Annotated in this window: 23 protein-coding genes; 3 read left to right on the forward strand and 20 right to left on the reverse strand. The window is 64.1% G+C overall.

Translation table 11 applies throughout. The annotated features are described in order from the left end of the window. Positions 1–67: 67 nt before the first annotated feature. The 16 genes from ACH6CV_RS09100 to apgM form a co-directional block, all read right to left on the reverse strand. Positions 68–871, reverse strand: a complete 804-nt coding sequence (locus ACH6CV_RS09100) for an amidohydrolase family protein (RefSeq protein ID WP_456357869.1) — start codon at positions 869–871, stop codon at positions 68–70. A 13-nt stretch (positions 872–884) separates the two neighbouring features. Further along, positions 885–1,667 (reverse strand): amidohydrolase family protein, encoded by a 783-nt coding sequence (locus ACH6CV_RS09105; RefSeq protein WP_456357870.1) that lies wholly within the window; start codon positions 1,665–1,667, stop codon positions 885–887. After that, positions 1,664–3,058 carry an FGGY-family carbohydrate kinase gene (locus tag ACH6CV_RS09110; protein WP_456357871.1) on the reverse strand — a complete coding sequence of 465 codons (1,395 nt, stop codon included), beginning with the start codon at positions 3,056–3,058 and terminating at the stop codon, positions 1,664–1,666. The genes ACH6CV_RS09105 and ACH6CV_RS09110 overlap by 4 nt, the downstream gene beginning before the upstream one ends. Next, a complete protein-coding gene (locus ACH6CV_RS09115) occupies positions 3,055–4,254 on the reverse strand; it encodes a TIM barrel protein (RefSeq protein ID WP_456357872.1) in 1,200 nt (399 codons plus the stop codon). The genes ACH6CV_RS09110 and ACH6CV_RS09115 overlap by 4 nt, the downstream gene beginning before the upstream one ends. Before the next feature lie 23 nt (positions 4,255–4,277). Continuing rightward, positions 4,278–5,270 (reverse strand): sugar phosphate isomerase/epimerase family protein, encoded by a 993-nt coding sequence (locus ACH6CV_RS09120; RefSeq protein WP_456357873.1) that lies wholly within the window; start codon positions 5,268–5,270, stop codon positions 4,278–4,280. A gap of 1 nt (position 5,271) precedes the next feature. Then, positions 5,272–5,589: an L-rhamnose mutarotase gene (locus ACH6CV_RS09125; RefSeq protein ID WP_456357874.1), complete on the reverse strand. Its 318-nt coding sequence runs from the start codon at positions 5,587–5,589 to the stop codon at positions 5,272–5,274. Between the two features lies 1 nt (position 5,590). After that, positions 5,591–6,598 (reverse strand): ABC transporter permease, encoded by a 1,008-nt coding sequence (locus ACH6CV_RS09130; protein ID WP_456357875.1) that lies wholly within the window; start codon positions 6,596–6,598, stop codon positions 5,591–5,593. A gap of 3 nt (positions 6,599–6,601) precedes the next feature. Beyond that, positions 6,602–8,074 (reverse strand): sugar ABC transporter ATP-binding protein, encoded by a 1,473-nt coding sequence (locus ACH6CV_RS09135; protein WP_456357876.1) that lies wholly within the window; start codon positions 8,072–8,074, stop codon positions 6,602–6,604. 100 nt (positions 8,075–8,174) lie between these two features. Next, positions 8,175–9,137, reverse strand: a complete 963-nt coding sequence (locus ACH6CV_RS09140; protein ID WP_456357877.1) for a sugar ABC transporter substrate-binding protein — start codon at positions 9,135–9,137, stop codon at positions 8,175–8,177. Positions 9,138–9,223: 86 nt separating this feature from the next. Further along, a complete protein-coding gene (locus tag ACH6CV_RS09145; RefSeq protein ID WP_456357878.1) occupies positions 9,224–9,721 on the reverse strand; it encodes a secondary thiamine-phosphate synthase enzyme YjbQ in 498 nt (165 codons plus the stop codon). 18 nt (positions 9,722–9,739) lie between these two features. Beyond that, on the reverse strand, positions 9,740–10,348 hold the full coding sequence (locus ACH6CV_RS09150; RefSeq protein WP_456357879.1) for an SIS domain-containing protein: 609 nt from the start codon (positions 10,346–10,348) through the stop codon (positions 9,740–9,742). Between the two features lie 10 nt (positions 10,349–10,358). Beyond that, the gene (locus ACH6CV_RS09155; protein ID WP_456357880.1) at positions 10,359–10,856 is read right to left on the reverse strand and encodes a secondary thiamine-phosphate synthase enzyme YjbQ; all 498 of its coding nucleotides are present in this window, start codon (positions 10,854–10,856) and stop codon (positions 10,359–10,361) included. 20 nt (positions 10,857–10,876) lie between these two features. Next, the gene (locus tag ACH6CV_RS09160) at positions 10,877–11,581 is read right to left on the reverse strand and encodes a triose-phosphate isomerase (protein WP_456357881.1); all 705 of its coding nucleotides are present in this window, start codon (positions 11,579–11,581) and stop codon (positions 10,877–10,879) included. A 164-nt stretch (positions 11,582–11,745) separates the two neighbouring features. Next, positions 11,746–12,534: a DeoR/GlpR family DNA-binding transcription regulator gene (locus tag ACH6CV_RS09165; protein ID WP_456357882.1), complete on the reverse strand. Its 789-nt coding sequence runs from the start codon at positions 12,532–12,534 to the stop codon at positions 11,746–11,748. Between the two features lie 149 nt (positions 12,535–12,683). Continuing rightward, on the reverse strand, positions 12,684–15,800 hold the full coding sequence (gene ileS, locus ACH6CV_RS09170) for an isoleucine--tRNA ligase (protein ID WP_456357883.1): 3,117 nt from the start codon (positions 15,798–15,800) through the stop codon (positions 12,684–12,686). Between the two features lie 324 nt (positions 15,801–16,124). Then, positions 16,125–17,339: a 2,3-bisphosphoglycerate-independent phosphoglycerate mutase gene (gene apgM, locus ACH6CV_RS09175; RefSeq protein WP_456357884.1), complete on the reverse strand. Its 1,215-nt coding sequence runs from the start codon at positions 17,337–17,339 to the stop codon at positions 16,125–16,127. Between the two features lie 116 nt (positions 17,340–17,455). On the opposite strand from apgM, the gene ACH6CV_RS09180 reads away from it, so the two are divergent. Beyond that, positions 17,456–18,421, forward strand: coding sequence for a 3'-5' exoribonuclease YhaM family protein (locus ACH6CV_RS09180; protein ID WP_456357885.1), 966 nt, complete (start codon positions 17,456–17,458; stop codon positions 18,419–18,421). A 255-nt stretch (positions 18,422–18,676) separates the two neighbouring features. On the opposite strand, the gene ACH6CV_RS09185 is transcribed toward ACH6CV_RS09180, so the two are convergent. After that, complete coding sequence (locus tag ACH6CV_RS09185) at positions 18,677–21,109, reverse strand: GH36-type glycosyl hydrolase domain-containing protein (protein WP_456357886.1); 2,433 nt, start codon at positions 21,107–21,109, stop codon at positions 18,677–18,679. Between the two features lie 231 nt (positions 21,110–21,340). Here ACH6CV_RS09185 and ACH6CV_RS09190 point away from each other — a divergent pair, with 231 nt between their 5' ends. Together ACH6CV_RS09190 and ACH6CV_RS09195 are read left to right on the forward strand one after the other, a co-directional pair. After that, positions 21,341–22,354 carry a LacI family DNA-binding transcriptional regulator gene (locus ACH6CV_RS09190; protein ID WP_456357887.1) on the forward strand — a complete coding sequence of 338 codons (1,014 nt, stop codon included), beginning with the start codon at positions 21,341–21,343 and terminating at the stop codon, positions 22,352–22,354. A gap of 31 nt (positions 22,355–22,385) precedes the next feature. Continuing rightward, complete coding sequence (locus ACH6CV_RS09195) at positions 22,386–23,738, forward strand: GH1 family beta-glucosidase (protein WP_456357888.1); 1,353 nt, start codon at positions 22,386–22,388, stop codon at positions 23,736–23,738. A gap of 106 nt (positions 23,739–23,844) precedes the next feature. Here ACH6CV_RS09195 and ACH6CV_RS09200 read toward each other — a convergent pair whose 3' ends face one another. From ACH6CV_RS09200 to ACH6CV_RS09210, 3 genes are read right to left on the reverse strand one after another with little or no spacing between them, the layout of a single operon-like run. Further along, positions 23,845–24,321, reverse strand: a complete 477-nt coding sequence (locus ACH6CV_RS09200; RefSeq protein ID WP_456357889.1) for a pyridoxamine 5'-phosphate oxidase family protein — start codon at positions 24,319–24,321, stop codon at positions 23,845–23,847. After that, positions 24,321–24,668, reverse strand: coding sequence for a cupin domain-containing protein (locus ACH6CV_RS09205; protein WP_456357890.1), 348 nt, complete (start codon positions 24,666–24,668; stop codon positions 24,321–24,323). Before ACH6CV_RS09205 ends, ACH6CV_RS09200 begins: the two co-directional genes overlap by 1 nt. A gap of 15 nt (positions 24,669–24,683) precedes the next feature. Further along, positions 24,684–25,820: a Gfo/Idh/MocA family protein gene (locus ACH6CV_RS09210; protein WP_456357891.1), complete on the reverse strand. Its 1,137-nt coding sequence runs from the start codon at positions 25,818–25,820 to the stop codon at positions 24,684–24,686. Between the last annotated feature and the right edge of the window lie 41 nt (positions 25,821–25,861).

The following is a 25,861-nucleotide window of genomic DNA, read 5'->3' on the forward strand; positions in this document are numbered from 1 at the left end:
CTACGCCTTCGTCTTTTGCGAGCACGATCTGACGAAAATTCAACTCGCCACCGCACGCGCGCTTTAATCAGCGATTACCTAGCTTCAGCAAATCCTTGGCGTTGCCGGCGAATATGCGCCGCTTGCGCTCGCGCGGCAGGTCGGCGGCGTAGACCGGGTAGAGCGAGAAGTCCGGCGTCATGTACGGGGTATAGGAACCGTACAGCAGGTTGCTGCTGCCGACGGCGGCATCGAGCACCTCGTACTCGTTGAACAGCACCAGGTTGTGCGTCTCGATGTAGAAGTTCTTGTGCTTGGCGAGCAGAGACATGTAATCCCGCGCGTGGTAGAGCAGCTTCCTGTCCATGCTCTCGAGCACCACGTTCAGGCCCGGATGCCGCTCGCAGATGCGATCGACGGCATCCCAGCCGGTGTCGATGTGCCAGATGAGCAGCGGAAAGCCCAACTCCTCCAGCACTTCGCACATCCTGCCGATGGCGTACTCCCCCGTCGAGTGGCGGTAGCGCCCGGGGTACATGCGCGCGGCGACGACGCGCTGGTCGCGCAAATCGCGCAGATACTGCCGACCCTTGTCCCTATCGAAGAACATATCCGGCGTGACCACGGCGCAGCCGTAGAAGCTGTCATGCCCCTTGAGCAGCGGGGGCAGCTCGGCGTTACCGATGTACGGATCGACGTCCATCGCCGTCTGCGCGGTGACGAGGCCGCCGCCGATGCCATAGCGCGTGCAGGCCTCCACTTGCTCCTCCCAGCGCTCAAAGCGGACGAAGCCATCCACGCGCGCGGGCGCCCACCACATCGCAATGTCGAATATGTCAAACTCCGAGAGCCCACGCCTGTATTCGGCGGCCCTCTGCCCGATCATGCTCATATCGTCCCTCCTTCTAGCCGATGTCCGCGAAGTACACCTTCAGTGCGTTGTGGCGCAGGATCTTCTCCTTGTCCGCGTCCGAAATGGACGAGCCGAGCACCACGCCCAGCATCGGCCGCTGCTCGATCATGTAGCAGTCGGAGCCGTACAGAACCCGCTCCGCGCCGAGATTGTCGATCAGGTATTCCAGCATGCCATTGTCCCAGATGTCCCCGGCGATGTCGAAGTAGCAGTTCTTATGCGCGCGGCCGATGCGCACGGCCTCTACGATGCCGTCGTAGCGCCCGCCGGAATGGCCGAACACGAACGTCACGTCCGGGTATTCGGCGGCGTACTTCTCGAACTTGCCCGCCCAGGCGCTTTTTTGGCTCGGGTGGTAGCTGGAGACGTTCCAGGTGTGGGAGAGGATCGGCAGCTTCAGCTCGCGGGCGATCTCCCAGGCCGGCCGGTACAGCTCGCTGTCGGCATCGACAAACGCGCCGGAGGGATGCAGCTTGATGCCGCGGAACACGCGCTCCGCCCGGTGCGCGCGTATGGCGTCCAACGCCGGTTGCGGGTGATGCGGTCCGTAGCAAATGAAGCTGAATATCCGGCCGCCCGACGCCTCATGCGCCTGGCGGTCGAGGGCGATACCCTCCTCGTACCGGTCCCGCAGCGAGAGGCTGTGCGCGCTGATCGCGCGCTCGATATCCAGGCGATCCATCACCTTGAGCAGCGTGCCCAGGCTTTGGTCGACGGCAAGGTAGTCGGGGCTTGCGCCCAAGTGCATGTGTGCGTCTATGATCTTGAAGCTCATAGGCCAAACCTCCGCATTTCTATCGAAGTCTTTGCAAGGCCCGCGCCCAGCGCGGTGAGCTGCGCGCGGATGTTGCCCATGGTGGCGGCCTCCGGCAACCCTGCCAGCAACGGCCGCGCCAGCGCCTCCGCCAGCCGCTGGTTGACGGCGTTCGCCTGCGCGCCGCCGCTGACCACGTAGACGCGCGGAAATTTCCGATTCAGCAGGCCCTCCAGCCGCGTCAGCCCCTCGGCGGTCAGTTGGGCGAGGCTGTTGGCGAAGGCCTCGTAGAGCGCGTGCGGCGAATGGGCCGGCGCGTGCCCCGCGCGCTCGATGGCGGCGTTCAGCGCCGCAGGCATGTCCGCCGCCGCGCCCGGCACGTCCGCAAAGTCGAAACGCCGCGCCGTGCGGTGGGCCAGCGCGTAGCCGGTCAGCTGCGGGTAGGTGATTTCGCGGCCTTCCTCGCGCCACCGGCGCATGCACTGCTGTATGAAGTGCATGCCCGCGCCGCCGCCCATCAGGCATACGCGCCCGTCGCCCAGCCGCGTGTTGACAAAGCCGAGCGACAGCAGCTCGTCGTTCAGCGCCGGCTGCTCGAGCACCGCGCCGAACATGTTGTAGCTGCCGCTGGAGACCCACAGAAAGCTGCCGTCGTCCGGGATGGCCGATACGGCGCTTGCGGTGTCGTGCCCGTCCACGCAGGCCATGGGCACGGCGTCATAGTCGGTCTCCTGAAGCACCGTGTCGTTCGTGCGGCCGACGAGGGTCCCCCACTGAAGGCGGGGCGGCGTCTTGTCCAGCACGCCCAGCACCCGCGCCGTCTCGTCGGAATAGCGCAGCGTCCGCGCGTCGCACTGCTCGCCGATGGCCGGCAGCGAATCGTCGTAGCCGGCGACGCCCGTCAGCAAATACACCAGCAGATATGGAATGTAGAGATACCTGCGCGCCGCCTTGAACAGGTCCTTGCGGTGCGTGCGGTCGTACCAGAGCTGGCGCAATGTGGAGATGGAGATGAACCCCGCGCCGCTTGAGCGCGCGTGGTCGAGCGGGCCCAGCCTGAAATCGCGCTCGAAGTCGCGCGCATGCGCTTCGTTCACCGGGTCGCGGTAGCAGCGCGGCAGACCCAACACCTCGCCGCCCGCGCCGATGTAGGCGTAGTCCTGAGACCAGGCGTCGACGCCGATCGAGTCCAGTTCCACGCCGCGCGCCCGGCAGGCGCGCAGGCAGTCCAACGCGCCGCGGTAGATGCGCACGTAGTCCCAGTAGAGGCCGCCGTTCAGGCGGACGAAGCCGTTCTCAAAGCGGTGGACCTCCTCCACGCGTTCGAGCCCGCCGTCCGACGCCCGGTAGCCGAGGATGCCCCGACCGCTGCCCGCGCCGATGTCCAGCGCCAGCACCGCGCGCGGCTTCATGGCTGCCCCTCCGGCTGCGCGCCTGAGTTCAGCGCCAGCAGCTCGCTCAGCCGCATACCGTCGCGGGGGATGAATTGCCGGAGGTACTCGGTGCTCGTGCGCAGCTTGTGCAGCCCCTGATAGCCGATGTCCTTGGTGCTCAGGTACAGCTCCTGGATCAGGTAGATGTCCTCGCAGCGGGGCGGCATGCCGTAAAGAGGCTCCCGCGCGTAGCAGTCGGAGAGCGCTTGCAGGATTTTCAGCGGATGGATCTTGCCCTTCGCGTTGTGCTCCGGCAGGAACGGCGCATGTGAGGAGTGCCGCCCGTCGGTCTGCTGCAGGTGGATGACCGGAGACCAGGCCCCGAGCTGGCACAGCCATTCGTAGCAGTCGGTGTCCCCGGGCGCATTGAACTGGTCTTTGTTGCGGTCGAACTCCGCCGCCAGGCGCAAAAGTTCCTCCGCCGTCAAATGGCCCTTGCCGGCCCCGCGCGTGAAGATGTCATACGCCTCGCGGCTGCCGAGCCAGGGCTCGACAAAGCCGTCCCGCACATACCGCGCGCAGGCCGCCTGCAGTTGCTGATCGTCCGGGCGCAGGTAGAAGGGGCAGTGGTGTCCCACGTCCTCGGTCAGGTAAAACGGCGCGCCGGAATCGGCAGTGACGCCGAGGATCAACTCGCGCATGTCCTCGATGGCGAAGGGCGGCTGATGCGGCGTGTACATCTGCTCGAGGGCCACACGCTTTATGCCCGCGGCGGCCGCCATGCGGTTGACCGCCACCATGCACTCGCGCGAGCGCGAGCGCGCCTCGCGCCGGCCTTCGGGGCAATAGAGCATGGATTCGCTCGTCGCCTGCACATAGTATCCGATATCCGAACCGATGGCGGCGGCCATCTCGATAAAATTGCCAAACCAGCGCTCGACGAGGTGTCGGCGCACGCGCGCGTCCGGATGGGAGAAGCCGATGGTGTCGTAGGTGGAGTCGTTGGAATAGAACATCACCACCTGTACGCCCAGCGCTTCCCGCATGGCGTTGACCTCGCGCACCCAGTCGCGGCGGTAGCCGTCCGGCGTCAGCAGCGGCTCGCACTCGAGGTCCGGCACGGCCTCGACGTATTGCATCCCCAGCTCCTTGACCGCGCGTCCCCACTCCATCGGCGTCGTCCAGCGCTTGATCGCGAAGCAGTTGTCAATGCCCAGATGTATCCTCGGGTCCAAAATCCGTCCTCCCCCTCGCAGGCTCACTTGAGCACGTATTCCCGGAGCAGTTTATAGATCTTCGGCGTGTTCCCGTCCTGCGCCTGCAGCGCGTGGAGCTCGTCCTTCGGCAGCGTCCGCGCCAGGCGCATGATGGCGTTGGCCATCTGCACGAACTCGGTGGTCGCTTCCACGCCGTCCATGCGGGCCGGCCAGTTGTCCATGATGAACCAGCCGTCATAGCCGATCTCGTCCAGCTTCCAGAAAAACTCCAACGCCTGCCAGAAACTGACGGTGCCGAAGATCAGGTCGTCGTCGAAGCGGCCGAAGTTGTCGTTCAGATGGATCATCGAGAGGCGATTGTACATGTTGGCCAGCGCCACGCTCTCCGCCGGGTTCTCGCGTCCGAACAGCGCGTGGCCGTAGTCGACGATGACGCCCAGGTTACCCAGGCCGATCTTCTCGCACATCAGCAGCACCTTGCCGATGTCGGAGGCGTACTGGTGGGTCAGCGGCTCGTAGTTCTTGTACTCGAGGGTAACCTTGACGTCGGAGCGGTGCGCGGCGACCTCGCCGATGCACTCGAGCATGTAGTTCCAGTGCACTTCGTAGCGGTCCTGGAACGGATAATCGTAGCCGTCGTGCGCCATCCAGAACATGATGTCCACGGCGTTTGCGGCGGCGGCCCAGTCCATGCAGTCCTTGCCGTAGCGCACGATCTCGCGGCGGGTCTTGGGGTCGCGCGCGGCGAAGGTGCCGTACTTCCAGCGGGCCTTGGTGTAGTTGTCGGGGCCGACCGAACCCACGCGGAAGCCGTACTGGCGCAGCAGGTCGCGGTAGCGGATGGGATCGACCGGGTCGTCGTAGAAGCCGTAGCCCACGGCGCTCATGCCGCCGACCTTGGCGAAGATCTCAAGCTGCTGCTCGAACGTGCGCTCGGGCAGGTCGCTCTTGTAGCCCTTGTCCACGAATCGGTCGCACATGTTGGAGAACGTCGCGCCTGCGCACTGCAGTTTCAAAAGGTGCTTCTCTTCCATGTCAGTCATTCCTTTCCGTGCTGTTGAAATCGAACATGCATTGAAGCTTCGCCGCCCCGCCCTCGCCGTAGACGAGGATGTCGGCCATGTAGGCGTCCCAGCGCGCCTTGACCGGGTCGGCACGGATCACCCGCGCGGCCGCCTCGGGGTCGGCGCATTCGTAGTATTCGATCAGGCGCGTGCCCACGTTCCAGATCGAGTAGTTCTTGAGCCCCGCGCGCAGCATCATGGCGCGCATCTCGGGCCACAGCGCGTCGTGCCGCCGCCGGTATTCCTGCTGCGCGCCCTCGCGCAGCCCAAACTCATGGACGCACTTCATGTCACTTGTTGTACTGGAATCCGCCGCCGCGCAGCGTATCCACCATCACCGCCAGCAGCAGCACAGCGCCGCGCACCGCCATCTGGTAGTAGGAGGAGAGGGACAAAAGCGTCATGCCGTTGTTGATGGTCATCAGGATCAGCATGCCGAGGAACACGCCGACGATCGAGCCGCGCCCGCCGCCCAGCGCCAGGCCGCCGATCAGCACCGAGGTGGTGATGTCGATCTCGCTGCCGACGCCGGCCGCCGGCATCGAGGTCATGACGATGCTGGCCGATAGTATGCCGCCGATGCTGGAGGCGACCGACGCGAACAGCAGGCCGATGAAGCGCGTCTTGCGCACGTTGATGCCGCACAGATGCGCCGCGCGCGGGTTCGCGCCCACCGCATAGACCTGCCGGCCGTACTTCGTCTTCTTGAGCACGAAGCCGCACAGGGCGAAGACCAGCAGCATGACCAGCAGCGGCACGGGCAAGAATCCGAAGAGTCTGGTCTGGCCGATGAACTTGAACACATGGGCGTCCGGAGCGGTCATCAGCACGATGTTCTTGGCGTTTGTCAGCATGTAGGCGACGCCGCGGAAGATGCTCATCGTGCCCAGCGTGACGATAATCGGCGGCACGCGCCCGAAGGTCAGCAGCACCGCGTTGATCGCGCCGCACAAAAGGCCCACGCCCAGCGCCCCCGCGATGCTCAGCCACGCCGGCCAGCCCCAGTGGACGCACATGATGCCCAGTATCGTCGAGCACAGCGCCGACACCGCGTATTGCGACAACTCCAGCGCGCCCATCAGCATGTAGACCGTGAGACCGGCGGCCATCGCGCCGGAGACCGCCGAGGTGAGGCCGATGTTCATGAAGTTGCTGAGCGTAAAGAAGTACGGGGAGAGGGAAGACATGATGATGAAGATGACGATCATCGCGATCATCAGGCTGAACTCGTAGCTTTTGATAAAATTCTTCAAGCCACGCTTGAAGTCGCCTTCCTGTGTCTTGCCGGTCGTGTCCATCGCTTAACCTCCTATCGCGGTTTCCAGCAGCGTTTCCTGGGTGAATTCTTCGCGGGACACCATGCCCTTGTAGAGGCCCTCGTGCAGCACGAAGATCCTGTCGGACATCGCCATGATCTCCGGCAGCTCCGAAGAGACCATGATGATCGCCAGCCCCTGCCGGGACAGCTCGTTCATCAGGTTGTAGATCTCGGTCTTGGCGCCGACGTCGATGCCGCGGGTGGGGTCGTTGAGGATCAGCAATCTGGGCTCCGCCGCGAGCCACTTGGCGATGACGACCTTCTGCTGGTTGCCGCCGGAGAGCGCCTGGGCCAAGGTGTCCACGCCCGGGGCCTTAACGCGCAGCCGCTCCATCCACTTCATGCCCAGCCGGCGGCTCTTCGGGGCGCTGACCAGGCGCAGCCGGCTCAAGATGCGGTCCAGCACGTTCAGCGTAATGTTATCGCCGACCGAATGGATCAGGAACAGGCCCGAGGCCTTGCGATCAGAGGGCAGGTAGCCGATGCCGAGGCGTTTGGCGTCCTGCGGCGACTTGATATCGACCGGGCGGCCGTCGAACTTGATTGTGCCGGAGCGCTTGCGGCGGTCGCCGACGATCATCTCCACAACCTCGGTGCGCCCCGAACCCATCAGCCCAAACAGGCCGACGATCTCGCCCGCGTGCACGTCGAAGCTGACGTTCTTGATGTAGGCGCTTGAGAGGTTCGTAACCTCGAGCAGTGTCTTTCCGATGTGCTCGCCGGTGCGCCGGGGGTACATGTCGGTGATCTCGCGGCCGACCATGTGCGCGATCAACTCGTTTTTGTTTGTCTCACTCGTCGTAAGCTTCGCCACGCGCCGACCGTCGCGCATGACGACGATGTTGTCTGAAATCTCAAATACCTCGTCCAGCCTGTGGGAAATGTAGATGATGGCGATGCCCGCCTCGGACATCTTGCGCACGAGGCCGAACAGGATGCCGATCTCCTCGTCGTTCAGCGAGGCCGTGGGTTCGTCCATCACCAGAATCTTCACGTTGTGCGACATCGCCTTGGCGATCTCCACCATCTGCTTTTTTGCGATGGAGAGGCTGCCCAGCGGGGCGAAGGGGTCCTCGCCGAACAGGCCCACGCGGTCGAGCATCGCCCGCGTGTCGCGCGCAAGCCGTCGGTAGTCGATCTGCCGGGCCCTGTTCAGCGGCAGATTGCCCATGTAGATGTTCTCGGCGATCGACAGCGGGTCCGCGTTGTTGAGTTCCTGATAGATGACGCCGACGCCCAGCGAGATCGCCGTGTGCGGATCGTTTTTCGCGACCGCCTTACCCTCGATGACGATCTCGCCCTGATCGGCCAAATAGTCGCCCGAGAGGATCTTAATCAAGGTGGACTTGCCGGCGCCATTTTCGCCGAGCAGCGCCAGCACCTCGCCCTTGTGAAGCTCCAAATCGACGTTTTGCAGCGCCTTGACGCCGGGAAAGGATTTGCTGATGCCTCGCATCGCGAGGACCTGCCCGTCCGTATGCATCCTGGATCATCCCTTTCCGATGCCCGTCCCCCGGCACATGGCCGGGGGACGGGAGCCGTGATGCGCGGGTTAATTACTTTGCGGTATAGTGCTCCGCCACGTTCGCGCGATCGACCATGAAGGTCTGGGTGTTGAGTTCATGCGGCTGGTTGTCGACGCCGGCATTCAGGATGTCCAGCAGCGCCGGCACCGCGATGTCGCCGTAGCCCTTGAGGTTGAAATTGCAGCTGGCCTTCCAGCAGGAGTTCTCGACGGTGGCGAAGTGCTCGAGCGCGAAGGAATCGCAGTTGTAGGAGGTGATTATGCAGTCGGCCTCGCGCCCCATCGCCACGCAGGCGTTGTAGGAGCCGAGCGCGCCCGAGTCGTTGTTGTTGATGATGTAGACGTTTTTGGCCTGCGGATTGGCCTGCAGCCAGTTCATCACATAGCCGTAGCACAGCTCGGTGCTGGCACCGTCGAACCAGACCACATGGTCGTCCGCGGGCATGAGGCCGTTCTCACCCAGCACGTCGAGGCAACCGGTGATGCGCTGCTTGACGCCTTCGCCGGTGGAGACCAGGTACATGGCCAGCACGTAGTCGATCTTGCCGCCCCAGTTCTCCTTGACCCAATCCGCCACGTACTCGCCGTTGACGCGGCCGGAGTTGTAGTTGTTGGCGCCGACCAGGTGCGCGTAGTCATCGTACCCGACGTCGCAGGTAATCAGCGGCACGCCCTTGGCCGCGCAGGTCTGCGAGGTGACGAGGCCGACCTCGGCGCTCCAGGTGACGTCGATGATGGCATCGCAGCCGTGGTCGAAGAACATTTGCAGGTAGGTCGGGCACTTGGTGTAGTCCATCTCGATGCTGTAGGTCTCGAGCTCGACGCCATTTTCGGCGCAGGCCTTCTCCACGCCGGTGCGAATGGAGATCGTCGCCTCGTCCACCTCAGAGTAGAGCATCAGCCCAAACTTGCGCTTCGCTCCCTCCGCCGTCGCCCCAGCGCCGAGGCCAAGCACGAGAACCATTGCCAACAGGATACAGGTCAGTTTCTTCATGTTCTTTCCTCCTCGATATTTCCTGTCGTACGCACGACAATTCAGGACGCCGTGAAGTTCTTCGCCTTCTCCCGTACGGGGGAGTATTACTCGCCCTGCACCTGCACGATGACCGTGCGCGTGCGAGCGCGGATCTGGTCCCAGTCGGCGAAGTAGACGAGACCGAATTCACCCAACTGCACCTCGCCGTCGATAACGGGGATGGTGACCGAGCGGCCCATGATGACCGAGCGGATGTGTCCGTCGGTGTTGAGACACCACTCGGGTTTCTCGTCTCGGTGGAGCTTGGCCAGGCGGACGTGCTCGCCGTTGGGATGCAGGTACATGCCCTCGTTGGTGCAGGTGGGTACAATCTTCTCCAAGCAGTTAATCAAGTCCTGCATAATCAGCTCGGTTCCCCAGCAGGTCTGGCCGTCGGAGAACTCCTGAATCTGCACCGAGCAGCTCGTGTGGCCGGTGAAGACCAGGATGCTGCCGTTCTTGACGCCCGAGCGGCCCACGATCTCGCGCACCTGCGCCGTAACATCGAGCACCGTCACATGGCTGTGCCCGGTCTCCACCTGGAACTTCTCATGATAAACCATCGGAAATCGCCTCCCGTATTATTTGCTTTCGCGCAGAACTTCACCCACCTTGCCGCCCGGATGGGTCAGCAACAGGTCTGCCTTGGTGTAGCCGTTGTGGCGCATGACCGTGAAGGCCACGGCGTCCCAGACGGCGGCGATGGTGTTGCAGCTGGCCGAGGCGCACATGTCCCACATGTCGCTCTCGTGCTCCGCCACAATCTTAAAGTAGATGTCGGCCTCGCGGGCCAGCGTCGACGCGTCGTTCTGCGTGACGCCGATGATCGTCGCGCCCTTGGCCTTGCAGCAGGGGATGTAGTTCAGAATCTCCGGCGTGTTGCCGCCCTTGGAGAACAGCACCACCACGTCCCCCCGCTGGATGACGCCCATACCGCCGTGGATCGAGTTGCCGGGCGCGCAGAAGGTGGCGGGCACCTCGACCACGCACAGCGTATGCGCCACGCGCTCGGCCAGCGTGCCCGAGGTGCCGCAGCCGGCGGTAATCACCTTGCGGCCCGAAGGCTTGACCGTGAGCATCAGCTCGATGACTTCCTCCATCGTGCGCCGACAGAGGCTGCGCTTGACGGAGACGATGTTGTTCGCCTCGATGTCGAGAATCGCGTCGATCGACGCGTCGTACTTGGACATACTTAGACCCTCATTCCCCAATGATCTGCACCTGCACGGTGCGCGAGCGCTCCCGCGTCTGATCGAAGTCGATGAAGTAGATGTGGCCGTAGTCGCCGGTGTCGGCGACGCCGTCGATCACCGGCATCGTCTCGCTGCGGCCCATGAACAGCGAGCGCAGGTGCCCGTCGGTGTTGATGCAATAGGGCTTATCCTCGCCGTTCTCGTGCGACCACTGCGTCGACCAGGGGCCCGGATGCATATATTGCCCCTCGTGGCGCATCGTCGGCACGAGCTTCTCGAACACGTCCACCAGATCCTGGTGCATGAATTCGAGCCCGTTGTAGGTGATGTCCTTTGAATATTCCTGCAGGATCACCGAGCAGGTGGTGTGGTGCGAGTAGACGAGGCAGATGCCGTCCTTGACGCCGGAGCGCTTGACGATGTCCTGCACCTGCTCGTTGATGTCGACGAACCACGGCTGACGTGCTGGGGTGTCGATGTGGAACGATTCGCGGATGGTCTTCATGTGCTTTCCTCCCCTGTGATTTAGCCCTGTCGTTGTTTGAGGTCGTCCGCTGCGCGCCGGACCGCCGCCACCATCGCGTCCAGTAAGCCCGCAGGGTCGGCCGACTTGAGGATGCCGGAGGCCGCGCCGGCTCCGTCGGAACCGGCCATGATGTAGGCGTAGACATCTTCGGGCCGGGTGATGCCGGCGGCGATCTCGGTCAGGATGCCGGAGTCGATGGCCTTGACCGCGCCGACGGTGCGGGTGACGTAGCGCATGTCCGCCGACTGGCCGCTGCCGATCAGCTCGGCGGGCTCCGGGTTCATGATGTCCGGGTGCAACTGCGCCACGGCCATCGCCTCCTCGGTCGTGTCCGCGCAGACAAACGACAGCATCTCAAGCTCCCGGCAGCGCTCGATGCAGCCGCGGATATCGGCCAGCGCCATTGGCTTTTCGCAGTGGTTGATGACCACGCCGTGCGCCCCCGCCGCCTTCAGCGACTCCGGCAGCACCTTGCCCATGCCGCGGCCCGGCCGCATGTTGTCCATGTAGGGCGCGATGATGCGCAGGTGCGGGAAGCGCTCCGCGAGCGTCACGATGTTGGTGAAGGAGGAGATAAAGAGCACGTCGATGTCGTACTTCACCGCGCACGCCTCGCATAGCGCGGCGTAGTCGAGCTCGTCCTGACCGTAGATATAGCACTTGATCCCCGTCTCGAAGTATGGCGTCCTGATCGTCGGCTTCATGGTTTGCCCCTCTTCCGTTTGATTTCCATATATTTGATCGTTTTTGTCATAAATCCGATTGTTCTCTGCATCTGATCTTATAATATCTATGTTTTCAGCATTCGTCAATGTGAGAAAATAAAAAAATGAGCGATATCGCTCATTTTTTAATGTTTTGTGATCGTTTAGATTTTTCGAATGATGGGCCCCAGCGCCGCGAGTTCCTCCTCGACCGATGCGGGAATGCCCGCATCGGTGACGATCATCTTCACGTCCTCGAGCGCGGCGTACTTGATGAAGGAGCGGCGCACGAACTTCGTGGAATCGGCCAGCAGGTATACCCCCCGCGCGCGCCGGGAGACGATCTGGTTGATCTTGGCGGTGAATATGTCGGTGGCCATGACGCCGTCGCTGGGGTTGACGCCGTCGGCGCTCAGGAAACATTTTTCAAACGAAATCGACTCGAGCACCACTTCCGAGAGGTAGCCGCAGAAGTCCTGCCGCTTGATGCGAAAGAGCCCGCCGATCAGGTTCACCTCGCAGTGGTGCATCAAGATGGTCAGGTTGCGCAGCGAATTGGTGAAGATCTGCACGTCCTGCAATTCCTTGCGCTTGAAGCGCTCCACGAGCGAGAGCGCCAGTTGCTGGATCGTGGTGCCGGTGTCCAGAAAGAGTATGTCGCCGTTCTCCACCAGGCGGCTGGCATACTCGCCGATGTGCCGCTTTTGGTCCGATTGGCTGAACTGCAGGTTTTCAAACTGGTACTCGGCGTGCTTGCTGGGCGGGAACTTGATGCCGCCATAGACCCGGATCGCCTCCCCCTCCCCCTCCAGCTCGTCGAAAAGCCGGCGAACCGTGCACTCGGAAGCACCGATGATCTCGGCCGCCTCGCCCGTGGTCAGCGCCTTCTTGCGGCGCAGGGCGGCGAGGACGTTCTCCCTCCTGTATGCCTTTTTGGAAGACATCGAGCTCATGCGTAAACCCTTCCCATCATTGGTGTTACATAAATTATAGCGTATGAACAATCATAAATCAAGCACAAATATGATCGATTGACGGAGTCGTGCAAAAAGAGGCGACCGCCTGCGGCCGGGCCGCAGGCGGTCGCCATAGCCTCGACCCATTACGCCCGCTCGATACCGAACGTAGCCGGCTCGCCGTTGACCGACCACTCGCGCACGATCCCCGCGGGCTTGCCCGCCGTCAGTTCGACCGCCAGCACCGCCCGCATGATCGCGCCGCAGCCGCGCTTGATGATGGCGTTGAGCTTCTCGCCGGCCTCGTAGGTCACCTTCACCCGGTCGACCACCTCGAGGTCGGAGTCCTTGCGCATCGTTTGCAGCTTGGAGATCACCTCGCGCACGAAGCCCTCCTCGATCAGTTCGGGGGTCAGGTTCGTGTCCAGCACCACGGTCAGCGCGTTATCGCTCTCGGCCACAAAACCGGGCTTCTGCATGGGCTCGGTCAGCACATCGGCCTCGTCCAGCGCGATTTCCGTGCCGTCCAGTTCAAAGCGCAGCTGCTCGCCGCGCGCGAACGCGTCCACCACGTCGTTGCCATCCATCGCCAAAAGCGCCCGGCCGATTTGCCCCAGGAGCTTTCCGTAGCGCGGGCCGAGCGTGCGCATCTGCGGCTTGAGCCGGTAGGTGGTGAACGCGCGCGCGTCCTCGACGAAGTGAACGGCCTTGACGTTCAGTTCCTCCTCGACCAGCTTGCGCATCTCGCCCGTCAGCGGCGCGCCCTTCACGTACAGCGCCTGCGCGCTCTGGCGCACCTTCATGCCCGCCGTGCTGCGCGCCGCGCGGCCCAGCTGCACCACGCCTATGACCCGCTCCATCTCATCGGTCAGCGCCCGGTCGATCAGCGATTCGTCGGCCGTCGGGAAGTCGGTGAGGTGCACCGATTCGCGCGCGCCGGGACGCCACGCCATCAGGTTTTGGTACATCGACTCGGCCATGAACGGCACGTAGGGCGCGCACAGCTTAGCGAGCGTCAGCAGCACCGTGTACAGCGTGTCGAACGCCGCCAGTTTGTCGCCGGCCAATCCCTTGCCCCAGAACCGCTCGCGGCAGCGCCGCACGTACCAGTTCGACAGCTCGTCCACGAACTGCGCGATCGCGCGCGCCGTCTCGGTGATTTTGTAATCCGACAGGCCCTCATCGACCTGCTTAACCAACTCGTTGAGTTTCGACAGCACCCACTTGTCCATCAGCGAGCGCTCGTCGGGATTCGCGCGCTGCGCCGGGTCGTAGCCGTCGATCGAGGCGTACAGCGTGAAGAAGGCATAGGTGTTGAGCAGCGTGCCCATGAACTTGCGCTGCAGCTCGCTGACCAGCTCGCCGCTGAAGCGCGTGGGCAGCCACGGCGCGGCGCTGGCATAGAAATACCAGCGCACCGCGTCCGCGCCCTGCGCGTCCAGCACCGCCCACGGATCGACCACATTGCCCTTGTGCTTGCTCATCTTCTGGCCGTCCTTGTCCTGGACATGGCCCATGACCACGCAGTGCTCGAACGGCGCGCGGTCGAACAGCAGCGTGCCGATCGCGATCAGCGTGTAGAACCAGCCGCGCGTCTGGTCGATGGCTTCGGAGATGAAGTCGGCCGGGAACCGCCGCTCGAATTCCTCCTTGTTCTCAAAGGGATAATGCCACTGCGCGAACGGCATCGAACCCGAGTCGTACCAGCAGTCGATTACCTCGGGCGTCCGACGCATCTGGCCGCCGCATGAGGGGCACTTGAGCGCCACCTTGTCGATGTAGGGCCTGTGCAGCTCGAGATCGTGCGGCACGTCCTCGCCCATCGCCTCGAGCTCCGCGCGCGAGCCGACCACGTGGATGTGCCCGCAATCGCACAGCCACACCGGCAGCGGCGTGCCCCAGTAGCGCTCGCGCGACAGCCCCCAGTCGATCACGTTCTCGAGGAAGTTGCCCATGCGCCCGTCCCTGATGTTGTCGGGGTACCAGGTGATCGCCTGGTTGGCCGCCATCAGCCGGTCGCGCAGCTGCGTCATCTTGATGAACCAGGTCGAGCGGGCGTAGTAAATGAGCGGCGTGTCGCAGCGCCAGCAGAACGGGTAGTCGTGTTCAAATTCCGCCGCCTTGACCAGCAGGCCGTCGTCCTTCAATTGCTTGAGGATCAGCGGGTCGGCGTCCTTGACGAACGCGCCCGCCCAGGGCGTCTCCCGCGTCATGCAGCCCTTTGTATCCACCAGCTGCAAAAACGGCATGTTGTTCGCGTTGCATACGCGCGCGTCGTCCTCGCCGAATGCAGGGGCCTGGTGCACGATGCCGGTACCGTCGTCGGTCGTCACGTAGGTGTCGGCCACCACGCGCCACGCGGGCTTGTCGACCAGCGGTTTCACGAAATCGAACAGCGGCTCGTATTCCATGCCGACCAGCGCGCGGCCCGGCATTTCACTTACGATCGTAAAGCGCGCGTCCTCGCCCAGCACCTGAGCGATCAGCGCCTTGGCCATGATGATCGTTTTGCCCTCGTACATGAATCGGGCGTAGGTCTCGTCGGGGTTGACGCACAGCGCCACGTTGCTGGGCAGCGTCCACGGCGTGGTCGTCCAGGCGTACAGGTAGGCATTGTCCTCGCCCTTGATCCTAAAGCGCACGAACGCCGATTTTTCCTTGACGCACTTGTAGCCCTGCGACACCTCGTGGCTGGACAGCGCGGTGCCGCAGCGCGGGCAGTAGGGCACCACCTTGTGCCCCTTGTACAAAAGGCCCTTGTCGGCGATCTGCTTGAGCGACCACCACACCGATTCGATGTAATTATCTTCGTAGGTGATGTAGGGATTTTCCATGTCGGCCCAGAAGCCGACGCGCTCGCTCATCTTCTCCCAATCGGCCTTGTACTTCCAGACCGACTGCTTACACGCCTTGATGAACGGCTCGATGCCGTAGGCCTCGATCTGTTCCTTGCCGTCCAGGCCCAGCGCCTTCTCGACTTCGAGCTCGACCGGCAGCCCGTGCGTGTCCCAGCCGGCCTTGCGCAGCACATGCCTGCCCTTCATCGACTGGTAGCGCGGGATCAGGTCCTTGATCGCGCGCGTCTCGATGTGGCCGATGTGGGGCTTTCCGTTGGCGGTGGGCGGGCCGTCGTAGAAGGTGAACGGCTCGGCATCCTCGTGCTGCTTCATCGCCTTTTTGAAGATGTCGTGCTCGCGCCAGAAGGCCAGTACCTCCTGCTCGCGCCCCTGAAAATCCATGCTGGCTTCGACTTTTTTAATCATAGTATCCCCCTCCAAAACCAAAAACCTTCATCCCGTCATGGGACGAAGGCCTCGCGGTACCACCCAATTTGGCGCGTATGCGCCCGCTCAGCGCGCCTCAAGCGCGCACCGCTGTAACGGGCGGACCCGGACCGACCTACTTGCGCGCGCGCGTTCAGCCGGCTGCTCCGGGGTGATTCCCCTGATCCCTCGCCGTCCGGACTTACACCAGCTTCCGGCTCGCTTGGCGGCGCTTAAGATCGGGCGCTCCCCTTCATCACAAAGCTATAGGAATACATTCCATTATAACCAACCGGCGCGCGATGTAAAGCGGTTTCGGAAAGTTTAACCGCGCTCAAACAACCGCCTCATCAACGGATCGCCCGATTCGAGCACCGGTTCCCCCGCGCACGCGGCTTCGGTGAAGGGGCGGGGCGCGCCGGGATTGCGGCTGTCGTAGAGCGCGTAGGGCACGGGCGCGCCGTCGTGGGTGCGCGTCGATAAGAGGGTATAATGGTCTGCGAGCAGCAGCACGCGGTGGTCGCCGAGCGCTTGAAGCCCCGCCATCAGCGGCCTCACGATCCGGTCGTTCAGCCGCCGGATGGCCTCGAGCTTGCGCTCAAGACTGCCGTCATGGCTCATCTCGTCGGGCGCTTCGAGGTGCACCAGCGCGAAATCGTAATCGCCCCTGAGCGCGTCGAGCGCCGCCTGCGCCTTCTGTTCATAGCCGGTGTCGAGCAGCCCGGTCGCAAACGGATAGTCGGGCGCTTTGAGGCCGTTCAGCCGCGCGATGCCCTTGACCAGCGGCACCGCCGAGATCACGAGGCCGCGGACGCCGTACTTGCGCTCAAAATTCGGAAGAGCGCAGGCCGTGCCCGCGCCCCAGAACCAGGCGCTGTTGGCCGGAAGACACCCGCGCGAGCGGCGCGCTTCGTTGATCGGGTGGCGGTTCAGGCAGTCGTACGACGAGCGTTGCAGCGCGCATATTGCCTCGCCCAGCCGCCCGCCGGGCGCGTAGTCGCCAACGCGCCGGCCCACGATGTCGTGCGGCGGCGCGAAATCCGCGTCTACCCGATCCCATTTGAGCACCGCCGCGTGGCGGAAGGTGTCGGTCGGGTAGATGCGTAGAGCGTACGCTGCCATCAACTGAGCGAACGCCGCGTCCTCCATCAGGCCGGTGACCAGCGCATAGGCTTCCTCGCCCTCGACGCCGCCGCCGTTGTGCGACAGCATCGAAGCGTCCGGATAGCCCTCCTCGCCGATTGCGGCCAGGTTCATCCGGAACGCCACCTCGCCGGGCGCAAGCTCGATCCCCATGCCGGCGGCCTCCAGCGGCGAACGCCCGGTGTAGACGCGCGCGGTGTCGTTGCCCAGCAGCGTCAGAAACGCGGTATCGCTGCCCGGCGCAAGCGTGGGCGGGCAGGAGCGCAGCCGACCCAACTCGCCGCCCGCGATCGCTTGAAAGGCATCCGGGGCCAGGTGCTCAAGCGGTGTCTTTTCATTCAGTTCCGGGATGGGCAAATCGGCCATGCCGTCGCCCACGATCATTGCGTATTTCATCCTTGCCTCGCCTCTTGCCAAATACCAGCCGGCATACTATAATCTAAGGAAACATTGTAGCACAAAACGGCGGGGCGCGCAATTCGCTTGACGGCTGTTTTATAAGGAGGGGTATCATGCAATCCCAGCCGCAGCAGCCGCTCGCGCTGACCATCAAGGGGCAGATGTTCGAAGGGTTCTTGCTGGTCAAGAACAGCGAGCAGCGCACTTCGTCCAATGGCGGCAAGTACCTGGACATGACGCTGTCCGATCAGTCGGGCGACGTGAACGCCAAGATGTGGGACGGCACGGTGGCCGCGCCCAAGCCGCTCACGGTGGTCAAGATGCGCGGCATGATGCAGGAGTACAACGGCCGCGCGCAGATGCGGGTGGACAAGCTGCGCCCGGTCGAGGACGGCGACGCGGTTGACATGTCGATCTTAATCCCCTGCGCGCCCTATCCGGCGGAGGATATGCGCCGAGCGCTGACAGACCGCGCCGAAGCGATCGCCGACGAGAAGCTTCGGCAACTGGTGCTTGCGCGGCTCGAGGAGGCGGGCGAGAAGCTCGACTACTACCCGGCGGCGCAAAAACTGCATCACGCCGAGCGCGGGGGCCTGTTGCACCACGTCACAACCATGCTCAAGGGCGCGGACGCGATTTGCGCGATCTATCCGCAGCTGGACCCCGACCTGTTGGCGGCGGGCGTAATCCTGCACGATTTGTGCAAGCTGACCGAGCTCAACGCCAACGAGGTGGGCCTGGCGAGCGACTACACGCTCGAGGGGCAGCTGGTGGGGCACCTGGTGCAGGGCGTGGCGCACGTTCAGCGCGTGGGCACGGAGCTGGGCATGAGCCGGGAACTGATGATTATGCTCGAGCACATGATCCTGTCGCACCACGACCTGCCCGAGTACGGCAGCCCCAAGCCCCCGATGTTTCCCGAGGCCGAGGTGCTGCACGTGCTGGATTTGCTGGATGCGCGCATGTACGAGATGGACAAGGCGCTCGCCGCCGTCGCGCCCGGCACGTTCACCGATCGGATTTGGTCGCTGGAGCGCAAACTGTACCGCAGAAAAGAGCGACCGATCCCTCCCGCGTGAGCGCAGATTTGATGGCCCTGCCGCACAAGAGCCGTCGGAATTCGCAAATTGTCGTTCATGAAGGCTCGGGCGACCCGCTTCTTTACGCATGTCGCCCCACCGGTAACCCATCGGCCCATGCGCCATCCGGATTGCGCCGGCATGAACACGTTCGCGCCGGCTCCCGGGATGTGCGCAATCGCTCACCCCGCCGCTATTTTCTCTGACGGGCCTGGCCCATTCCCCTCCTTGGAAGGGAATGGGCCAGGCCCGCCCTCATTCAATCCGAACCTGAACCCGATAAACCCCGCCCGCCGGCCGGGCCGGCAGCAGATTCCCCTCGATCGGCGCGCCGTCCACCGCGATGCTGACTGAGCCCTTCCTTCCCTCCGCACGGTTGTCGATCTCGATCAGGTAGCGGCTGCCCCGGAACATGCGGCTGATGCGCAGCTTTTTGAGCTCGGAGGGCAGGCAAGGGTCGATCTTAAGCCCCTTGTAGTCGGGCTTGACGCCCAAGATCGCCTGCGAAATCGCGTAGAAGCTCCATGCCGCCGTGCCGGTCAGCCAGCTGTTCTTGGCCTCGCCGAACCTGCGCGCGCCCGGCCCGGCGATCGTCTGCGCGTAGACGTAGGGCTCGGTGCGGTGCAGCCCATGATCTTCTATGTAGGCCGGGCAGATCAGCCGCCAGGTCTCAAACGCGCGGTCGCCGTGCCCGAGCCGCGTCTCGGCGATCGTGATCCAGGGGTTGTTGTGGCAGAACACGCTGCCGTTCTCCTTATACCCGGGCGGGTAGGAGCTGATCTCGCCCAGTTCCACGCGATAGGATTGATAGGGTGGCGCGACGAGCGCGATGCCGTGCGCGCACTGCAAACGCTCGCGCACGCTGTCCAGCGCCTGTTGCGCCAGGCCCTCGCCGACGCCGATCCCGGCCATCACGCACATGCCCTGCGGCTCGATGTAGATCTGTCCTTCCGTACAGTCGCGGCTGCCCACCGCGCCGCCCAGCGCGTCGTAGGCGCGCAGGAACCACGCGCCGTCCCAGCCGTGTTGCAGCACCGCGTCCGTCATGCGCGCCTTCTCGGCCCGCGCGAACGCGGCCTCGTCCTCCATGCCCATGAGGCGGCACAGCTCGGCGTAGTCGTCCGCCACCGCCACATACATGCCGGCGATGAACGTAGATTCCGCGATGCCGCTGTCGAAATTTTGGCACGTTTGAAAGCTCTCGCCCGGCGTCTCGGAAAAGCAGTTCAGGTTCAGACAGTCGTTCCAGTCGGCCCGGCCGATCAGCGGCAGGCCGTGGGGACCTACGCGCTCGGCCGTGTGCCGGAACGAGCGCCTAAGGTGCTCGATCAGCGGCGCTTTGTTCGCGCTGTCGCTGTCAAACGGCACTTGTTCCGCGAGGATCGCCCGGTCGCCGGTCTCTTTGATATAGGCGGCCGCGCCGAAGATCAGCCACAGCGGGTCGTCGTTGAAGCCGCCGCCCACCTCGAAATTGCCCCGTTTGGTCAGCGGCTGGTACTGGTGGTAGGCGCTGCCGTCCGGGCGCTGGGTGGACGCGATGTCGAGGATGCGCGCGCGTGCGCGCTCGGGCACCATGTGTACGAAGCCCAGCAGGTCCTGTGCCGAGTCGCGGAAGCCCATGCCCCGCCCGATGCCCGACTCGAAGTAGGACGCCGAGCGCGACAGGTTGAACGTGACCATGCACTGGTACTGGTTCCAGGTGTTGACCATGCGGTCCATGCGCGCGTCCGAACTCTCGACCTCAAAGCGCGCGAGCAGCCCTGTCCAGTAATCCTTGAGCTCGGCGAGCGCCGCTTCGAACTGGGCGTCGGCCGCGAACGCGGCCATCAGCTGCCGGGCCTGGGCCTTGTTGATGACGCCGGGCGCTTCAAATTTCTGATCGGTCGGGTTCTCGCAATAGCCCAGCACGAAGATCATGCTCTGCGTTTCGCCGGGCGCGAGCTTCAGGCGCAGGCAGTGCGCCCCGATCGGGGCCCAGCCGTCGGCCACGCTGTTGCGCGGGCGGTCCTCAAGCACCGCGTCCGGCGCGTCGAATCCGTTGTACAGGCCGAGGAAGGCCTCGCGGTCGGTGTCAAAGCCGGCGGTTTCGCGGTTCACCGACCACAGCGCATAGTGGTTGCGCCGCTCGCGGTACTCGGTCTTGTGGTAGATCGCGCCGCCTTCGACATCCACCTCGCCGATGTTGAAGTTGCGCTGGAAGTTGGTCATGTCGTCGAGCGCGTTCCACAGGCAGAACTCGACCGCGCCGTACAGGCTGACCGGCTTCTCCCGGAGCGAGCGGTTGGTCAGCGTCAGCCGGGTCACCTGCGCGCGGTGCCCGCGCGGCACCATGACGGTGAGCGCGGCGGCCAGGCCGTCTTTTTCCCCTTCGATGACGGTATAGCCCAGCCCATGGCGGCACGAATAGCGGTCGAGCGCCGCCTTGACCGGCATCCAGCCCGGGTTCCAGACCGATTCCCCGTCGCGGATGTAGAAATACAGCCCGCCCGCGTCGGTGGGCGCGTTGTTGTAGCGGTATCGGGTCAGCCGCATCAGCCGCGCGTCCCGGTAGAAGCTGTAGCCGCCGCCGGTATTCGACAGCAGCGAAAAGAAGTCCTCGCTGCCCAGGTAGTTGATCCAGGGGTAGGGGACATCCGGGCGCGCGATCACAAACTCCCGGCGCGCGTCGTCGAAATGGCCGTAGCGCATGGGCCTCCAGCTCCTCTCACGGTATACGAAAACGATTTCGTAATGGCTTAAACCCATGATAACGTACCATCAACCCAATTGCAAGGGGTTTTCCGAACGAATTTGTGACATCGGTCAGGCGTGTGATGATTCGGGGAAATAGTTCCTTGAGGGGTATTGTGTTTTGGCCGGCCTTGGCGTATACTGGGACTTGCGAAAACGGTTTAGCTATCGATATGCGGAGGATGAAGCGTGACGACGATCCGGGAACTATCGCGTCGGCTGGGTCTGTCGGTCTCCACCGTCAGCAAGGCGCTCAACGGCTACAAGGACATCAGCCCCGAAACCCGGGATCGGGTCGCGGCTGTGGCGGGCGAGATGGGCTACCACCCGAACGCTCTGGCGCGGGCGCTCAAGACAAACCGCACGTATAACCTGGGCGTGCTGTTCGTGGACGACGACCTGAGCGGCCTGACGCACAACTACTTCGCGGCGGTGCTCGACAGTTTCAAGGTGGAGGCCGAGCGCGGCGGGTACGACATCACCTTCATCAACCACAACATCGGCAAGTCCCGGATGACCTACCTCGAGCACTGCCGCTACCGCAACGTCGACGGCGTGTGCCTGGCCTGCGTGGATTTCGGCGCGGAGGAGGTGGTTCAGCTTGCGATGAGCGACATCCCGCTCGTGATTATCGACCACCTGTTTGACGACCGCAGCTGCATCCTGTCGGAAAACCGGCAGGGCATGGAGATGCTGGTGCGCTACATACACGGCCGCGGCCACCGCCGGATCGCCTATCTGCACGGCCACCGCTCCACCGTCAGCGACCAGCGGGTGAAAGGCTTCCTTGAGACGATGGCCGAGCTTGGGCTCGAGGTACCGGAGGGCTACCTGCGCCCCAGCCCCTACCACGAACCGGCCGCGGCCTACCAGGCGGTGAAGCGCGTGCTTGAGCTGCCCGAGCGCCCCGACTGCATCATCATGCCCGACGACTACGCCGCGCTGGGCGGCATCGAGGCGCTCGCCGAGGCCGCTCTGCGCATCCCGGAGGACATCTCGGTGGCCGGGTACGACGGCGTCAAGCTGATTGGGCGGCTCAAGCCCCAGCTGACCACGGTCGAGCAGGACACGCTGCGCATCGGCCAGGAGGCGGCGCGCCAACTGCTCAAGCTGATCGAGCACCCGCGCACCGCGCGCGCCGAGATCGTGAACATCGCCTGCCGACTGATCCCGGGCGAAACCGTGCGCGATTTGAAGGAATGAACTCTACCGAAAGGGAATAGGGGGTGTTTCGATGGGTTTTCCGGCCGGTTTTGTCTGGGGTGTGGCGTCATCCGCCTATCAGATCGAGGGCGCGGCCTATGAGGACGGCAAGGGCGAGACCGTATGGGACCGGTTCTCGCGCCGTCCGGGCGCGGTGCATGACGGGCACACCGGCGACGTGGCCTGCGACCACTACCACCGCTACGCCGAGGACTTCCGCCTGATGGCCGAGTTGGGCATACGGCACCACCGGTTCTCGGTGTGCTGGCCTCGGCTGCTGCCCGAGGGCACGGGCCGGCTGAACGAGGCGGGCCTCGATCACTACGACCGCTTGATCGACGCGATGCTCGAAAACGGGATCACGCCCTGGCTGACGCTGTTCCACTGGGAGTACCCGATGGCGCTGCAACAGCGCGGCGCGTGGGAAAACCCGGACAGCCCCAAGTGGTTTGCCGAGTACGCGCGCGCGGTGGCGGCGCGCTACGCCGACCGCGTCGGGCACTTCTTCACGCTCAACGAGCCGCAGTGCTTCATCGGGCTGGGCTACGTCACGGGCGAGCACGCGCCCGGCCTGAAACTGCCGGTCGACGCCACGATCCCGATGGCCCACAACGCGCTGATCGCCCACGGGCTGGCGGTGCAGGCGCTCAGGGCGGAGTCGCCGCGCGCGAAGATCGGCTACGCGCCCTGCTCGTCGCCCATCTGTCCGGCGACAGACGCCGAAGCCGACGTGGAGGCGGCGCGCGGGGCTTATTTTTCGACGCCCGCCGACCGCGGGTTCTTTTCCACCGCCTGGTGGAGCGACCCGGCGCTGCTGGGCCGCTACCCCGAGGACGGCCTCAAGCTGTACGGGCAGTACCTGCCCGCGCTCTTCGAGCGCGACCTCGCCACGATCTGCCAGAGGCTCGACTACTATGGGCAGAACATCTACAGCGGCAGCTTTGTCAAGGCCGGGCCAAGCGGCCCGGAGCCGGTTAAGCTGCCCGTCGGCACCGCCAAGACCGGCATGAACTGGCCGGTCACCCCCGAATGCCTGTATTGGGGGCCGAAATTCCTGTCCGAGCGCTACGGCGTTCCGGTAATCATCACGGAAAACGGCATGGCGGATTTGGACGCGGTGTCCCGCGACGGCAAGGTGCACGACCCCGCGCGCCAGAACTACCTGTCGCGCTACATCGAGCAGTTCCGCCGCGCGGCGGACGACGGTGTGCCGGTCGCGGGCTACTTCTGCTGGTCGTTCCTCGACAACTTCGAATGGGCGATGGGCTACCGCGACCGGTTCGGGCTGGTATACGTCGACTACGAGACGCAAAGGCGCATCCCGAAGGATTCGGCGTATTGGTATCAGGGGGTTATTGAGAGCAATGGGGCTGTGTTGTTCTGATGGTCCTCGACTTGCTGATTGCGTTTTCGCAATAAGCGTGACGAGCAAAGGTAAGCGAACCGCCGCGTAGGTACCGACTACACGGCGGCTCCTTTTTGCAGGTCCCTTACTCCGGCATCGGGCGCTTCTTGGCCGATATCGTCTCGACCGTCAGCTTGAACACCGCCGTGTGCCGAACCGCCTGCTCGTCGATCTCATGGCGCTTGCCGGTCATGTGCTCCATCAGCGCTTCCAGGCCGCGCGTTTTTTCCGCCATATTCGTAACCAGCGTCGCCGCGCCCGTGCCCATCACGCATTCGTAGGCGTAGCTGTACTGGTCCGCCCGCTCGCCTTCGATCAGCGCGTGCGCGCCGTCCATCTCAAAGCCGGCGTGCCCGACCGATTGGATCAGGCTGGCCTTGCGTCCCTCGCGCGCGCCGTGGAAGTACAGCGTCAGCCGATCCCCGTCCCGTTCATACCCGAAATTCACCGGCACGATGTAGGCCTCGCCGCGATCCACCAGCCCCAGCCGGACGACCTGGCAGCGCCGTACGATCGCCATGATGTCGTCCATATGCTTCACTTCGCGGTCCGATCGGCGCATTAGCGTGTCTCCTTCACGATAACCGCCAGGAGCACCAGATCCTCACTGCCGGTATTGACCACCGAATGCCGGTGGCCGTCGAACGTCGCCATCGAGTCGCCGGCCGAGACCGGGGTCTCCGCCCCGTCGTCGATGACCACGCCCGCGCCCGACACAAAGTAGAACAGCTCGGTCTCGCGCTCGTGCACATGCTCCCCGATCGAGGAGCCCGGCGTCAGCACGATCCGGCTGAACAGCCGCACGGCGTCCGGTAGCTCGGCGCTCAGCGCGGTCAACCGGGCCGATCCGCTGCCGCCGCGCATCCGCTCGCGCAGTTCGGTCGATTGCGTTTCTTTTTTTGTTACCATCGTCTGCCGTCCTCCTTACATATCCACCCAGATGTTGCCGCCGCGCGCGCTCCTGAGGCAGGCGTCGACGAAGCGTATGCCCTCAAGGCCGTCCTTTACGGTCGGGAAATCCACCATGTCCGGATCAAACTCACCCGCCTGCACGGCCTGCAAGCAGCGCGTGAACCCGGCGTACAGGTTGGCCATCGCCTCGTACACGCCCTCGGGATGGCCGCTGGGCAAGCGGCTGTAGCGCGCGGCCGCCGGCAGGATGTTCCCGTGGCCCCGGCGCTGCTCGCATACCTCGCCCCGCTCGTCGGCCAGGATCAGCTTCTCCGGCTCCTCCTGCGCCCAGGTGATCGAGCCGCGTTCGCCGTAGACGCGCACGCGCAGTCCGTTATCGCTGCCGAGCGCGACTTGGGATGTCCAGTACAGCCCGGTCGCGCCGTTTTCGTACTCCACCATCACCATGTCGTTGTCGTCGAGCACCCGGCCGGGCACCAGCCGGTCCATCCTGCACAGCAGGCGCTTGATCGAAAGCCCTGTGATGCGCGAGACCGCGTTCTCCACATGGGTGCCGATGTCGCCCAGGCAGTTGGTCTCGCCCGATCGACCGGGATCGCAGCGCCACACATTTTGCTGCCCGCCGCAGTCGTCCTCGTGCGCCAGCCAGCTCTGCGCGTACTCGGCCATCACCATCCGCACCCGGCCGATCGCGCCCGATTTTACCAGCTCGCGCGCCTGCTTGGCCATGACGTAGCCCATGTAGGTGTAGGTGACGAGAAGGATCAGCCCCTTCTGCTCGGCCAGCGCATGGAGTTCCTCGGCTTCGCGCACATTCACGCACAGCGGCTTGTCGCAGGATACGTGGACGCCCCTTTGCAGGAAGGCCTTGCAGGCCGCGTAATGCGCGTCATTCGGCGTGACGATCACGGCGAAGTCGATGCCGTCCGCGCGCGCCGCCTCGGCCTCGGCCATCGCCTCAAAATCGGGATAGCAGCGCTCCTCGGCCAGCCCCAGCTGTGCGCCCAGCGCGCGCGTCTTTTCCATGCTCCTCGAAAAGCAGCCGGCGGTCAGTTCCGCCGCGCCGCCCATGCTGATGGCCTTGCGATGCACATCGCCGATGAACGCGCCGGGCCCGCCGCCCACCATGCCGTACCTGAGCTTTCTCATCGGTTTCATCCTTTCCGCCCCCGGTCCGCCGGGTATACTGC

This window comes from Anaerozeibacter quisquiliarum, assembly GCF_051162045.1.
GTDB lineage: Bacteria > Bacillota > Clostridia > Christensenellales > Aristaeellaceae > Anaerozeibacter > Anaerozeibacter quisquiliarum.

Bases quoted from the DNA above. Each gene is read 5' to 3' on its own strand.
- ACH6CV_RS09100 (WP_456357869.1), bottom strand. From the start codon at position 871: ATGAGCATGATCGGGCAGAGGGCCGCCGAATACAGGCGTGGGCTCTCG.
- ACH6CV_RS09105 (WP_456357870.1), bottom strand. From the start codon at position 1,667: ATGAGCTTCAAGATCATAGACGCACACATGCACTTGGGCGCAAGCCCC.
- ACH6CV_RS09110 (WP_456357871.1), bottom strand. From the start codon at position 3,058: ATGAAGCCGCGCGCGGTGCTGGCGCTGGACATCGGCGCGGGCAGCGGT.
- ACH6CV_RS09120 (WP_456357873.1), bottom strand. From the start codon at position 5,270: ATGGAAGAGAAGCACCTTTTGAAACTGCAGTGCGCAGGCGCGACGTTC.
- ACH6CV_RS09125 (WP_456357874.1), bottom strand. From the start codon at position 5,589: ATGAAGTGCGTCCATGAGTTTGGGCTGCGCGAGGGCGCGCAGCAGGAA.
- ACH6CV_RS09130 (WP_456357875.1), bottom strand. From the start codon at position 6,598: ATGGACACGACCGGCAAGACACAGGAAGGCGACTTCAAGCGTGGCTTG.
- ACH6CV_RS09135 (WP_456357876.1), bottom strand. From the start codon at position 8,074: ATGCGAGGCATCAGCAAATCCTTTCCCGGCGTCAAGGCGCTGCAAAAC.
- ACH6CV_RS09140 (WP_456357877.1), bottom strand. From the start codon at position 9,137: ATGAAGAAACTGACCTGTATCCTGTTGGCAATGGTTCTCGTGCTTGGC.
- ACH6CV_RS09145 (WP_456357878.1), bottom strand. From the start codon at position 9,721: ATGGTTTATCATGAGAAGTTCCAGGTGGAGACCGGGCACAGCCATGTG.
- ACH6CV_RS09150 (WP_456357879.1), bottom strand. From the start codon at position 10,348: ATGTCCAAGTACGACGCGTCGATCGACGCGATTCTCGACATCGAGGCG.
- ACH6CV_RS09155 (WP_456357880.1), bottom strand. From the start codon at position 10,856: ATGAAGACCATCCGCGAATCGTTCCACATCGACACCCCAGCACGTCAG.
- ACH6CV_RS09160 (WP_456357881.1), bottom strand. From the start codon at position 11,581: ATGAAGCCGACGATCAGGACGCCATACTTCGAGACGGGGATCAAGTGC.
- ACH6CV_RS09165 (WP_456357882.1), bottom strand. From the start codon at position 12,534: ATGAGCTCGATGTCTTCCAAAAAGGCATACAGGAGGGAGAACGTCCTC.
- ileS (WP_456357883.1), bottom strand. From the start codon at position 15,800: ATGATTAAAAAAGTCGAAGCCAGCATGGATTTTCAGGGGCGCGAGCAG.
- apgM (WP_456357884.1), bottom strand. From the start codon at position 17,339: ATGAAATACGCAATGATCGTGGGCGACGGCATGGCCGATTTGCCCATC.
- ACH6CV_RS09180 (WP_456357885.1), top strand. From the start codon at position 17,456: ATGCAATCCCAGCCGCAGCAGCCGCTCGCGCTGACCATCAAGGGGCAG.
- ACH6CV_RS09185 (WP_456357886.1), bottom strand. From the start codon at position 21,109: ATGCGCTACGGCCATTTCGACGACGCGCGCCGGGAGTTTGTGATCGCG.
- ACH6CV_RS09195 (WP_456357888.1), top strand. From the start codon at position 22,386: ATGGGTTTTCCGGCCGGTTTTGTCTGGGGTGTGGCGTCATCCGCCTAT.
- ACH6CV_RS09200 (WP_456357889.1), bottom strand. From the start codon at position 24,321: ATGCGCCGATCGGACCGCGAAGTGAAGCATATGGACGACATCATGGCG.
- ACH6CV_RS09205 (WP_456357890.1), bottom strand. From the start codon at position 24,668: ATGGTAACAAAAAAAGAAACGCAATCGACCGAACTGCGCGAGCGGATG.
- ACH6CV_RS09210 (WP_456357891.1), bottom strand. From the start codon at position 25,820: ATGAGAAAGCTCAGGTACGGCATGGTGGGCGGCGGGCCCGGCGCGTTC.